The sequence below is a fragment of the Caulobacter sp. S45 genome, from assembly GCF_903642205.1.
In the GTDB taxonomy this organism is placed as follows: Bacteria; Pseudomonadota; Alphaproteobacteria; order Caulobacterales; family Caulobacteraceae; genus CAHJWH01.
This window is the reverse complement of sequence record NZ_CAHJWH010000106.1, coordinates 1-11,553: the sequence shown is the minus strand read 5'-3', so window position 1 is coordinate 11,553 and position 11,553 is coordinate 1. Positions and strand designations below refer to the sequence as shown.

10 protein-coding genes are annotated in these 11,553 nt (G+C 71.1%); 7 read left to right on the top strand and 3 right to left on the bottom strand.

What is annotated here, in order from left to right; all coding sequences use genetic code 11:
- Positions 1-778 (top strand): 1-acyl-sn-glycerol-3-phosphate acyltransferase (locus HUV06_RS11015; protein ID WP_174301318.1); only part of this gene is annotated, 778 nt, incomplete at its 5' end.
- A gap of 720 nt (positions 779-1,498) precedes the next feature.
- Here the strand turns inward: HUV06_RS11015 and HUV06_RS11010 are convergent.
- A complete protein-coding gene (locus tag HUV06_RS11010) occupies positions 1,499-2,065 on the bottom strand; it encodes a gamma-glutamylcyclotransferase (RefSeq protein ID WP_174301317.1) in 567 nt (188 codons plus the stop codon).
- 113 nt (positions 2,066-2,178) lie between these two features.
- Between HUV06_RS11010 and hisC the strand changes: the two genes are divergently transcribed.
- The 3 genes from hisC (at position 2,179) to HUV06_RS10995 (ending at position 4,904) form a co-directional block, all read left to right on the top strand.
- Positions 2,179-3,321 (top strand): histidinol-phosphate transaminase, encoded by a 1,143-nt coding sequence (gene hisC, locus HUV06_RS11005; RefSeq protein ID WP_174301316.1) that lies wholly within the window; start codon positions 2,179-2,181, stop codon positions 3,319-3,321.
- The gene (locus tag HUV06_RS11000; RefSeq protein ID WP_174301315.1) at positions 3,321-4,430 is read left to right on the top strand and encodes a serine hydrolase; all 1,110 of its coding nucleotides are present in this window, start codon (positions 3,321-3,323) and stop codon (positions 4,428-4,430) included. Before hisC ends, HUV06_RS11000 begins: the two co-directional genes overlap by 1 nt.
- A 183-nt stretch (positions 4,431-4,613) precedes the next feature.
- Positions 4,614-4,904, top strand: coding sequence for a hypothetical protein (locus tag HUV06_RS10995; RefSeq protein ID WP_174301314.1), 291 nt, complete (start codon positions 4,614-4,616; stop codon positions 4,902-4,904).
- On the opposite strand, the gene HUV06_RS10990 is transcribed toward HUV06_RS10995, so the two are convergent.
- Positions 4,842-6,452, bottom strand: a complete 1,611-nt coding sequence (locus HUV06_RS10990; RefSeq protein ID WP_174301313.1) for a glycosyltransferase family 39 protein — start codon at positions 6,450-6,452, stop codon at positions 4,842-4,844. The genes HUV06_RS10995 and HUV06_RS10990 overlap by 63 nt on opposite strands.
- Positions 6,453-6,631: 179 nt before the next feature.
- On the opposite strand from HUV06_RS10990, the gene HUV06_RS10985 reads away from it, so the two are divergent.
- The 3 genes from HUV06_RS10985 (at position 6,632) to HUV06_RS10975 (ending at position 10,533) form a co-directional block, all read left to right on the top strand.
- The gene (locus tag HUV06_RS10985; protein ID WP_174301312.1) at positions 6,632-7,636 is read left to right on the top strand and encodes an agmatine deiminase family protein; all 1,005 of its coding nucleotides are present in this window, start codon (positions 6,632-6,634) and stop codon (positions 7,634-7,636) included.
- Positions 7,636-8,520 carry an N-carbamoylputrescine amidase gene (gene aguB / locus HUV06_RS10980; RefSeq protein WP_174301311.1) on the top strand — a complete coding sequence of 295 codons (885 nt, stop codon included), beginning with the start codon at positions 7,636-7,638 and terminating at the stop codon, positions 8,518-8,520. The genes HUV06_RS10985 and aguB overlap by 1 nt, the downstream gene beginning before the upstream one ends.
- A gap of 156 nt (positions 8,521-8,676) precedes the next feature.
- Entirely contained in the window at positions 8,677-10,533 is a 1,857-nt protein-coding gene (locus tag HUV06_RS10975; protein WP_174301310.1) for a hypothetical protein, read from the top strand.
- On the opposite strand, the gene queG is transcribed toward HUV06_RS10975, so the two are convergent.
- Complete coding sequence (gene queG / locus HUV06_RS10970) at positions 10,476-11,552, bottom strand: tRNA epoxyqueuosine(34) reductase QueG (protein ID WP_174301309.1); 1,077 nt, start codon at positions 11,550-11,552, stop codon at positions 10,476-10,478. The two genes, HUV06_RS10975 and queG, sit on opposite strands and share 58 nt — an antisense overlap.
- Between the last annotated feature and the right edge of the window lies 1 nt (position 11,553).

Sequence of the window (11,553 nt, the reverse complement as noted above, 5' to 3'; positions counted from 1 at the left end):
CGCCGAGCTCGCGGTCGTCGGCGACTTCGATGCCGCCGCGCTCGGCCCGCAGGTCGAGAAGCTGTTCGCCGGCTGGATGTTCGGCTCGGCCATCGTCTTGGGCCTGGTCTGCCTGCCGATGCTGCTGGGATCCCGCCAGGCGGCCATGCGGCTCATCCAGGTCTGGGCGCGCGGGGTGTTCTGGGGGCTGCGGGTGTTCGTGGGCGCGCACGTGGAGGTGCGCGGGCGCGAACACCTTCCTGGAGGCGGGGAGGGGGGCGGCGGCTACCTGATCGCCGCCAAGCACCAGAGCATGCTCGACACCCTGGTGGCCACGACCCTGACGCCCTGGCCCTGCATCGTGCTGAAGCGCGAGCTGATGTTCATCCCGATCTTCGGCTGGTACGCCTGGAAGAGCGGCATGATCGCCATCGACCGCCGCGGCGGCCCCGGCGACGTCCGCCAGCTCCTCGCCGCCGCCCGCCGAGCGCTGGCCGACGGTCGCCAGGTGGTGATCTACCCGGAAGGCACCCGCCGCGCCCCGGGCGCCCCCCCTGCCTACAAGGGCGGCATCGGCCTGCTCTACAAGGAACTGGGCGTCGCATGCGTCCCCTGCGCCACCGACGGCGGCCGAGTCTGGCCGGCGCATGGGCTGCTGAAGCACCCGGGCGTGGCCGTGTTCGAGGTGCTGCCCGCGCTGGCGCCTGGGCTGGCGCGCAAGGGGTTCATGGCGCGGCTGGAGGCGGAGGTGGAGGGAGCGGCGAGGTGCCTGGAAGCGGACTCGGAGACCGGCTCCTAGGGCTGGGAAGCGGCCTTGGCTGTGCCGACCCGAGCTACAGTCCCAGCGAGCCGGGATTAGCGAGAACAGAATACCCTACGTCACACCATGCCAAAGGGAAATCGTCCGGGCCAACCAACCTGAAAGTCACGTCATTACCACCTCTTTCATCACGCCAGGATCACGTGCTATAGATAGTAGACACGTATTGTTCATACGGCTGGCCATAGCTAGACGCTATAACCGATTGGACGAGCGCGCATTTGGGCCGGTCTGGTTGTTGCAACGTAACTTCTGCAAGACCTGATGAACCAAAAAATATCAGTCGTGCTTTGAAGTTCAAGCCCAACGCCCGATAAGGTGTATCCAGCTCAACTTGCTCCGGTCGCCTGTTTTCTGCGATTGTCAATACGAGCGCTTTCGATGTAGCGGCGGATCGCACTTCCGCTGGAGTCATATGCCACCGAGTCCACTGCCAATCTGCATGGGCCTGCACAGGCACGCCTAGAAACGCGACCATAGCCAGTGTGGACGCCAGCTTCACGTCAAGACCCCTTTTCGTGCGCGATCACGCTGCCACTGCTCGGCCATAGGCCATCCGCGCCGTTTATCTCACCAACCACAGCGAGTCAGCTATGGGTGGAATCTGCAGCGATCCTTCTCCCCGCAAGCGGACGTACCCAGGTCGCAGGCCAGGTTGGTTAACCGTCGCGTAAGCTCGTCTGGATCATGGCCCGCTCATCACGCCGCCTCCAGAGCCTCCACCCGCGCCAGCAGGGCCTCCATGCCCGCGTCGCGCTCCCCGGCCTCCGCGAGGTGGGTGACCAGGTCGCGCAGGTAGTCGACGTTGCGCCCTGACAGACCCGTGGCGCCGGCGATCAGGGCGGCCTGGCGCTCAGGGACCAGGTCGCCGGCCCATTGCGGGTGGGCGGGGTCGGAGAGGAAGACCAGGGCGCGGACGATCCGCCCGTCGTCCAGGAGCAGGGGGGCGGTCGCCTCCTCGTAGGTCTCAGTCGGCTGCTCGCGCTCCAGCAGGTAGGCGTAGGTCGCCTCCCAGTCCACCTCCGCCACCCGGTATGCGATCCCGCGCACGCCCGGCCCCGGCGCCAGGCCCAGCACCAGGCCCGGCCGGGTGGGCGTGCCCCGGTGGTGGACGGAGTAGATGCAGAAGGCGCGCGCGAAGCCCTCGAGCCTTGCATGCACGCGCTCCGCATGGGGGAACTGCGGCCGCCACATCAGCGAGCCATAGCCGAACACCCAGCCCACGCCTGCGCCGACCCCGCGCCCCCGCAAGATGTCCGCCCTCATCGCGGCGCGCTCCTTCAAACGCGTCCATCCTAGACCGTGGGGAACGCGCCTTGAAGCCGCTCCGGTTGGCGCGCTATCTGCGCTCCACGCCAGAAGGCGGGGAGCAACGTCTGATGAGCGACATCCTGGACCGGGCGCCCAAGGTCTCCGCGCCCTTTGCCGAGGCGGGGCCGCGCCCCAAGCCCGGCATCCTGGACATCGCCCCCTATGTCGGCGGCAAGGCCAGGGCGAACGGCTTCGCCCACCCGCTGAAACTGTCCTCCAACGAGAACATCCTGGGCTGCAGCCCGCGTGCGCGGGCGGGCTATACCGAGGCGGCGGACGGGCTTCAGCTCTACCCGGACGGCCGTTCGGACGGGCTTCGCGCCGCCGTCGCGAGCCACTTCGACCTGGAGCCGGAGCGGCTGATCTTCGGCTGCGGGTCGGACGAGGTCTTCACCCTGCTGGCTCAGGTCTATTGCGAGCCGGGCGACAACGTGGTCCAGGGCCAATACGGTTTCCAAGCCTATCGCATCGCCGGCCGCGCCGCCCAGGCGGAAGTGCGATTTGCGCCCGAGCCCCGCTTCAAGCTCGACGTGGACGAGGTGCTTCGCAAGGTGGATGCGCGCACCCGGATCGTGTTCGTCGCCAATCCGGCGAACCCGACCGGCACTTGGAACACCCGCGCGGAGATCGCGCGCCTGCACCGCAGTCTGCCGTCCCATGTCGTGCTCTGCCTGGACGGCGCCTATGCCGAATTTGTGGAGGACCCGGACTGGTGCGACGGGCTGGACATGGCCCGGGGCGCGCAGAACATCATCGCCACCCGCACCTTCTCCAAGGCCTACGGGCTGGCGGGCCTGCGGGTGGGCTGGGGCTATGCGCCCGTGGCGATGATCGACGCCATGGACCGCATCCGCGCGCCGTTCAACGTCAATGTTCCAGCTCAGGCGGCCGCGCTGGCGGCGCTGGACGACGAAGCCTTCCTGGAGCGCTCGCGCGCCCTCGTGCGTGAAGAGCGGCCCCGCCTGGCCTCGGCGCTGGATGTGCTGGGGCTGGTTACCGAGCCCTCCCAGGCCAACTTCGTCTTCGCTCGCTTCCCGTCCGAACCCGGCCGCAACGCCGCCGAGGCGGAGGCCGCCCTGGCGGACGAGGGCGTCCTGGTGCGCGGCCTGAAGACCTACGGCATCGGCGACGGGATGCGCATCACCGTGGGCCTGCCGGAGCATAACGCCCAGGTCATAGACATCCTGACCGCCTTCCTCGCTAGCTGCTGATGTTCGACCGGCGCGAGCTGCTGATCGGGGCCACCGCCGGCATCGCCCAGCTCGGCCAGCGGGTGGTGCCGCGCATCACCCTGCCGGCGCTGCTGAGCGAGAGCCGCACGCCGGCGCTCGGCGGCGCGGTGATCACCTCCAAGGGCGAGCCGGGGGTGCAGGTGGAGGGCCGCCGGCGCAGCGGCCAGCGCGTGGCGGTGCAGCGTGACGACGTCTGGCTGATCGGGTCGAACACGCAAGCCATGACGGCGCTGCTCTACGGCCGGCTGGCGGAGTTCGGCAAGACCCGCTTCGGCGCCAAGGTGGCCGACGTCTTCCCCGACTTCACCCTCGACGACGGCTGGCGGGGCGTCGCCCTGGACGAGTTGATGGCCCACGTGGCTGGCGTCAGCGACGCGCCTTTTGCGACGCCGGAAAGCCTGCACAAGTGGCTGACCGACACCCGCCCGCTCAGCGTCCAGCGCCAGGCCTTCGCCAAAGCGGTGCTGGCGGCCCCGCCTCAGGGACGGCGCGGCGACTACGCCTTCTCCAACGCCGGCTACGTCGTGGTGGGGGCGGCCATCGAGCGGGCCAGCAGGCTGACCTGGGAGGCCTGCATGTCGGCGGAGCTGTTCAGCCCGCTGACGCTGGACAGCGCGGGCTTCGGCGCGCCCGAGGGGGCCGAACCCTGGGGCCACGCCCGGCTCGACGCCACCCATACGATCCAGGTCAATCCGAGGGCGGAGGCCGACGATCCCGCAGTGTTCGGCCCCGCCAGCCGGGTGCACCTGTCGCTGGCCGACTACGCCAAGTTCGTGCGCCTTTTCCTGACCGGAGGCGGCGACTACGTCGATCCGAAGACCATCGCGCACCTGGTCACGCCGATCAGCGGGGAGGCGGCGGGGCCGGCGCTCGGCTGGCTGGTCTCGCCCTCCCGGGGCTGGTCCAACGGGCCGGTGCTGCAGGCCACGACCTCCAGCGGCTACTGGTCCGCCGATGTCCAGGTCGGGCCGGCCCGGGACTTGGCCGTGATCGCGGTGAGCAACGCCGGCGGCGCCGATTTTGGCGGCTCGGCGGTCCAGCGGCTGGCGCTGAGCCTCATCCAGAGCCACGTGCGCCTCGGCGGATAAAACCTAATATAGATTGACGAATCAAGCCTTGGGGCGCGTGGCGCATTGTTGCTGGAGTTGAGCTTGGCAGTGAGCGTCGATGCGCAAGGGGGCGACGCTCGAGGATCTTGGCTGTGAAGTCGTGGGGCCTTTCGCCCGGGTCGGCCACGCCCTGGAAGCGCTGGAGGGCGTGTTGGCGCCGCGGTGCTCGACGTCAACCTGCGCGGCGAGATGATCTTCCCCGTCGCCGAGAAGCTGAAGGCGCTGGGCGTGCTGACGGTGTTCTGCACCGGCTACGCTGACCTGCGCCATATCCCCGAGCCGCTGCGCGATGAGGTGCGGCTCAGCAAGCCCTGCGCGGCCGCGAGCGTGGAGGCAGCGCTCCGCACCCAAATGGCCGAGTCCGGCCTAGGGCTGATCAGGCGGGTCTGGTCAGGCGGGGACCGGCAGGCCCGTGCGGGGGTCGCGCAGACGGCGTCGGTAGTCTTCGCCTAAGAACATGAACACGTCCCGAAAGTGGCGTGGGTCCGTCCAGACCTTCCAGGCGCCGAGCGGGCGCACGTGGATGAAGTCGCGCATCGCCTCCTGGCGATAGGCGCCCCCGATGTCGACGAACAGGACGCGGCGGCCGTCCTTCAGGGGGGAGGCGGTCTCCGCCTCGTTGCCGGGGCGGCTTTCGCGCACCCACATGGTCAGCGCGGGCGCCCCAGCCGGCCAGTCGTCGCGACCGTAATAGGCCAGGGCATTGAAGGTGAAGCGGTCGTCCACCGCGATCGCCGACAGGCTGGACGGGCCGAGGCGGCGCGCCGCCCCTTTCGCCAGGGCGTCCACCGCCTCCCAGCCCCGCGCCCGCTTGAAGCTGTTGGCCATGTGCATGGCGTCAGCCGCGCGAGGCGAGACGGCGGCGGCCAGGAAGACCGCCATCATCGCCGCCTCGCTCCCCGCCGTGAGCCAGAGCCACAGCCCAGCGCGCCAGCGCAGCAGCCAGGCGGCGACCAGGAGGGCTGCGGGTACGTAGGCCACCGCCGCCCAGTTGGCGTTGGCCCGGGCGATGAGCGACTCCAGCAGGATCAGCACGAGCGCCGGTGCGGTGAGGCAGCCCAGCGCCCCGTCCGCCGACCACCCGGGCGCGGCCGCCTCGGTGCGCCGTCTACGGGTGGCAAGCGCTGCGCCCACGACGAGCGCGACGAAGGGGATCGGACCAAACACCCCAAGCTGGGCGAGCAGGAAGCCGGGCGCCGCGCGGGCGGTGATGAGGGAAGCGTGCGCCTTGGGCGACCGGACCGAGGCGGTGTCGGTCGCCTCGTTCCAGTCTGCGCTGTGGGCGGTGTGGGCCACCGTCTGGAACCCGTGCGCGGCGTTCCAGAGCAGGTTCGGCGACAGCGCCGCGACGGCCACGCCTGCGGCCACCGCGACCTCCCGCCCGCGCCATCGGCGCCGCACCGCCGGCGACAGCACGGCGTGCAGGCCGAGGCCGAGCGCGATGTAGACGATGGCGTACTTGGCCAGGGCACCCAGGCCGAGGGAGACGCCGAGCCCCGCCGCCCAGCCGAGCCGCCCCTCCGCCCCCTCGCTGGTCAGCCAGCCGGCGTAGCTCAGCACCGCCAGCGCCGAGCAGGCCATCACCAGGCAGTCGGTGGCGATCACCGCCGAGGACAGCTGCACCCCTGGCGCCAGGCTGTAGAGCACAGCGCCCCAGAGCCCCGTCCAGCCGTCATAGAGCCGCCGCCCTGCGGCGGCCATGGCCAGGGCGGCGACTCCGTGGGCCAGCGGTGCGGTGAGCCGCACCCACGCCTCGCCGCCGCCGAAGTGCGTCGTCGCGGCGATCGCCCAGGCGATCATGGGCGGCTTGGAGAAGTAGCCGAACGCCAGGTGGCGCGACCATAGCCAGTACTGCGCCTCCTCAGGGTAGAGCTCCACCGGGCTGGCGAACAGCCCCGCCACCCGCACCGCGGTGATCAGGCCGATCAGGGCGAGGGTCCACATCCAGGCCCGGCGCGCGGTGACCGCGCCGGGCCCCAGGGCCGCATCATCCAAGTCCAAGAGCCGAAGTCTCCTTGTCGCTCCAGCCCTTAGCGAGGCGGGGGCGACGGAAGCAAGCGGCGCGCACGGAGGCGGCGGGACTGCGTCCTTTCCGCCTCGCACCTTGGTCGCCGCGTCTTGACGGCGGAGCGGGCCGGCCGCAGTCAGGCGCGGCCGCCTGCAGAGCCCATATTGCGCCCATGAGCCTGATACAGCCCGCCGAATGGTCTCCCCACCGCGCCATGTGGGTGGGCTTCCCCAGCCACGAGGACCTGTGGGTCGACGACCTCGCCGCCGCCCAGGCCGAGGTGGCGGCGCTAGCCCTAGCCCTGGCCGGCCCGGGCGCGGAGCGGGTGCGCCTGCTGGTCCGAGGCGACGCGGCCGTGGGCGCCGCCTGCGCCCTCCTCGGCGAACGCTCGGGTGTGGAGATCGTGCGGGCCCAGTTCGGTGACGTGTGGCTGCGCGACACCGGGCCGATCTTCGTCAAGCGCGGGGAGGAGACGGTGGCCGGCGCCTTCCGCTTCAACGGCTGGGGCGGCAAGTACGTGCTGGATGACGACGACCTGGTGGCCGAGCAGATCGCGGCCGCCGCCGGCTCGCCAAGAGTGGAGCACGACTTCGTGCTGGAGGGTGGCGCCATCGACGCCGATGGCCTGGGCGCGCTGCTCACCACCCGCCAGTGCCTGACCAATCCCAACCGGAACCCCGGCTGGACCCCCGCCAAGGCCGGGTCAGCCCTCGGCGAAGCGCTGGGCGCGCAGAAGGTGGTCTGGCTCGGCGAGGGACTGGCCAACGACCACACCGACGGCCACGTGGACAACCTGGCCCGCTTCGTGGCGCCCGGCGTGGTCGCCTGCCCGGTCGGCTTCGGTCGCGACGACCCCAACACCGCCGTCTATGGCGAGGCCGCCGCCTGCCTGGCGAAGTCGAGCGACGCCCGGGGCGTGGAGCTGCAGGTCATGCGCCTGCCGTCGCCCGGCCGCATCCTGGACGAGGACGGCGAGGTGGTCCCCGCCAGCCACATGAACTTCCTCATCGCTAACGAGGCGGTGATCATGCCGGTCTACGAGGATCGCGCCAGCCCGCTTGCGCTCGACGCGCTCGCCGCCATGTTCCCCGAGCGCGAGGTGATCGGGCTGTCCTCGCGGGCGCTGCTGACCGGCGGCGGCAGCTTCCACTGCATCACCCAGCAGGAGCCCGCCTAATGGCCCGCAGTCTCACCCTGGCTGCAATCCAGACCGCCTACGGCCTGGACATGGCCGCCAACATCTCAGCCACCGCCGAGCTGGTGCGCGAGGCGGCGGCGAAGGGCGCCCAGGTCATCCTGCCGTCCGAGCTGTTCCAGGGACCCTATTTCTGCGTCACCCAGGAGGAGCGCTGGTTCGCCACCGCCCATCCCTGGCGCGAGCACCCCTGCGTCACCGCCCTGGCGCCACTGGCGGCCGAACTCGGCGTGGTGATCCCCATCTCCATCTTCGAGCGCGAGGGGCCGCACTATTACAACAGCCTGGTGATGGCGGACGCGGACGGGTCGCTGCTGGGGGTCTACCGCAAGAGCCACATCCCCGATGGCCCCGGCTATCAGGAGAAGTACTACTTCCGCCCCGGCGATACCGGCTTCAAGGTCTGGGAGACGCGGCATGGCCGCATCGGCGCGGGGATATGCTGGGACCAGTGGTATCCCGAGGCCGCCCGCGCCATGACCCTGATGGGGGCCGAGGTGCTGCTCTACCCCACCGCGATCGGAGCTGAGCCCCACGACGCCAGCCTGGACACCCGCGACCCCTGGCGGCGCGTGATGCAGGGCCATGCGGTGGCCAATGTCATCCCGGTCGTCGCCGCCAACCGCATCGGGACCGAGCCCGGCCCAGGCGCCGCCTCCGGCCAGAGCTTCTACGGCTCCTCCTTCATCGCCGACCACCGCGGCGACCTGATCGCTGAATTCGATCGGGAAGAGCAGGGCGTGCTGACCGCCACCGTCGACCTTGACTTCCTGCACACCCACCGCGCCGCCTGGGGCTTCTTCCGCGACCGGCGGACGGACCTCTACGAGGTCGTCGGACCGCAAAAGGTGTTTGAAGGACGCTGAGCGCGCCAGGCCTGGGCGGCGTCCTGCGGGGCGAGCTTGGGGCTGAGCGACCCCGCGGCCGAGGGCTTCCCCAGCAGAGCGGGGCGCGGCTGCGATTTCAGGGCCTGGTAACCCTGAGCGTGGAAGCGTGGATCCTCAACGACGAGGAGCTCGTCCTTGCCGCAATCCCGGCTCACCGACGCCCGGTCCACGACCCGTCTCTTGCCGACGGCGCTTGTGGTCTGGGTCCTGGTGGCGGGTTATCTGCTGCTGCGCGAGCACCTCTCTGTCGACCGCGGCTTCGGCGATTCCGACGACGCCACCCGCATGACGATGGTGCGCGACCTGCTGCATGGGCGGGGCTGGTACGACCAGAGGCTGACCCGCTTCCAGCCTCCGTACGGCGTCTACATGCACTGGTCGCGCCTGCTCGATGGCGCGCTGGCGATGGTGGAGCGCACCTTCGCCCTGGGCTTTGGCGAAGCGCGGGCGGAGCTGCTCACGCGACTGCTGTGGCCCCTGGCCCTGATCGGTCCCGCCGTCGCCGCGGGGCTGTGCATCACCCGCCGCCTCGCCGGAGACCCGCCTATCCAGCGCGTGGCCATGCTGGCGGCCGCGGCGGGCTGCGTCGCCAGCCTTCCGCTCTACGCCCAGTTCCACCCGGGCCGCATCGACCACCACAACGTGCAGCTGCTGCTCTGGCTGACCGCCTATGCAGGCGCGGCGTCACGGGGACCCGGAATCGGTGGAGCGGTCGCCGCCGGCGCAGCCATGGGCGTCGGCCTCGCCATCGGCCTTGAAGCCCTGCCCTTCTACGCCGTCATCGGCGGCTTCATGGCGTCGCGCTTCATCCTCAGGGCGGAGGAGGCGACGCGTTTAGGCGCCTTCGGCCTGGCGCTGTTCGGCTCAACCGCTGCGGCCTTCCTCGTTCAGACGCCGCCGGCGAGATGGGGAGCGCCGGCTTGCGACGCCCTGGCCATCAACCTGGCCGCAGCCGTGTGCGTGGCGTCGGCGGGCCTGGCGGCGGCGAGCGCGACGCACGGCATGCGGCTGACGGCGAGACTTGGTGCGATGGGTATCGTGGCCCTGCTTGCGGCCCTGACCTATGTCGGCCTGGATCCGCAGTGTCTGCACGGCCCTTTCGCGGAGGTCGACGGCCGCATCCGGCCGATCTGGCTCAGCGGGGTGCAGGAGATGACGCCCCTGCCCGTCCTCCTCCAGAAGGACCTGCCCACAGGCCTCACCGTGGCCGTGGCGATGGTCGCGAGCGCCCTCGCCTGGGCGGCTGTCGGCCTTTCCGCGGCGCGTCGGCGCTCCCCGACCTTCTGGCTCGCAGGCCTGATGCTCGGCCTGGCCATCGCCTCCAGCTGGGCCATGCTGAGGATGTCCAGCTACCTGTTCTGGAGTGCCCTGGCGCCCATCGCGACAGCGACAGCGATGCTCGTCATGGGCCGGTCCCCCGGACGGCAGGCCGATCCGGTGCGCGTGGTGGCCGTGGGACTGGCGCTCACGCCCGCGGTCCTGGCCAGCCTCATGCTGTTCTGCCTGAGGATCTGGACGCCCGCGCACGCCAGCCCGGCCGCACCCGCTTCCACACTCGTCCAGCCGGGCGCTGACCGGTGCTTCGAGGCGGGCAGCTACGACCAGCTCGCCCGTCTCGCGCCCGGCACGGTGCTGGCCGAGCCCGACCTCGGCCCCTTCGTGGTGGCGCACACCTCCAGCTCGGCGGTGAGCGCGCCCTATCACCGGATGGCGTTCGGCCTGCTCGCCGGACACGCCGCCCTCGCAGCCCCGGCCTCTGGCGGGGCCGCGGCCATGACGCGGGCGCTGCATGTCCGTTACGTGCTGGAGTGCCGCGCCCATGCGGCCGCAGGCGATCGGATCCGGGCGGCCGGCAGCCTCCAGGCTGCATTGGACGCAGGCCGTCCGCCCGACTGGCTGGAGCGCCTGTCGCCGTCCGCAGCCCCGCTGCAGGTCTACCGGGTGCGGCCGTCGCTGACCACGTCGGGTCCGTCTCGCCAGATCGGGGAGTGAGGGCGAGGCGCCGAGAGCGACGCCTCCTCCTGCTCGGCTGCGCCGGCCAGCTGGTGCACCGCCCAGGCCGCCGCCTCGCGCACCACCTTGCAAGGATCGTCCAGTCGCGCGCACGCCGCGTCAGCCAGGCCGGCGTCGCCTGAGTTGCCGATGGCGTACATCACGTTGCGCACGAAGCGGTCGCGCCCGATGCGCAGGACCGGGGACTTCCGGAACAGGCTGCGGAACGCCGGCTCGTCCAGCGCCGCCAGCTCCGCCAGCCCCGGCGCGCGCAACGCGTCGCGGGCCTGCACGCGCATCTCCTGTGCAGCCTGGGCGAACTTGTTCCAGGGGCAGGCGGCCAGGCAGTCGTCGCAGCCGTAGATGCGGTTGCCGAGCGCCTCGCGGAACTCCAGCGGGATCGGGCCCTCATGCTCGATGGTCAGATAGGAGATGCAACGCCGGGCGTCGATCTGGAACGGGGCGGGGAAGGCGTCGGTGGGGCAGGCGTCGAGGCAGGCGCGGCAGGAGCCGCAGGCCTGCACTCCGCCCTCCGGCGCATCGGGCGGCAGGTCCAGGGTGGTCAGGACCACGCCCAGGAACAGCCAGGAGCCAAACTCGCGACTGACCAGGTTGGTGTGCTTGCCCTGCCAGCCCAGCCCCGCCGCCTGGGCCAGGGGCTTCTCCATCAGCGGCGCGGTGTCCACGAACACCTTCACCTCGCCGCCGAAGCGCGCCTTCACCCAGGCGGCGAGCGTCTTCAGCCGGCCCTTGATCAGCTGGTGGTAGTCGTCGCCCTGGGCATAGGCCGAGATGGCGCCCAGGCCGGGCTCCGCCTGCAGGGCGCGCGGATCGCGGTCCGGGCCGTAGTTCAGGCCGAGCACGAGGGCCGAGCGGGCCTCGGGCCAGAGCGAGCGGGGATGGGCGCGGCGCTCCAGCGTTGTCTCCATCCAGTCCATGGCCCCGTGGCGGCCGGCTTCCACGAACTGCTGCAGCCGCGCGCCGGCCGCCCAGGGCGCCGCGGCGTCGGCTACGCCCATG

What these genes read in the sequence shown, in the direction of transcription:
- HUV06_RS11000 (WP_174301315.1), top strand. Translation starts at nt 3,321, where the DNA reads ATGTTCGACCGGCGCGAGCTGCTGATCGGGGCCACCGCCGGCATCGCC.
- hisC (WP_174301316.1), top strand. Translation starts at nt 2,179, where the DNA reads ATGAGCGACATCCTGGACCGGGCGCCCAAGGTCTCCGCGCCCTTTGCC.
- aguB (WP_174301311.1), top strand. Translation starts at nt 7,636, where the DNA reads ATGGCCCGCAGTCTCACCCTGGCTGCAATCCAGACCGCCTACGGCCTG.
- HUV06_RS11010 (WP_174301317.1), bottom strand. Translation starts at nt 2,065, where the DNA reads ATGAGGGCGGACATCTTGCGGGGGCGCGGGGTCGGCGCAGGCGTGGGC.
- HUV06_RS10985 (WP_174301312.1), top strand. Translation starts at nt 6,632, where the DNA reads ATGAGCCTGATACAGCCCGCCGAATGGTCTCCCCACCGCGCCATGTGG.
- queG (WP_174301309.1), bottom strand. Translation starts at nt 11,552, where the DNA reads ATGGGCGTAGCCGACGCCGCGGCGCCCTGGGCGGCCGGCGCGCGGCTG.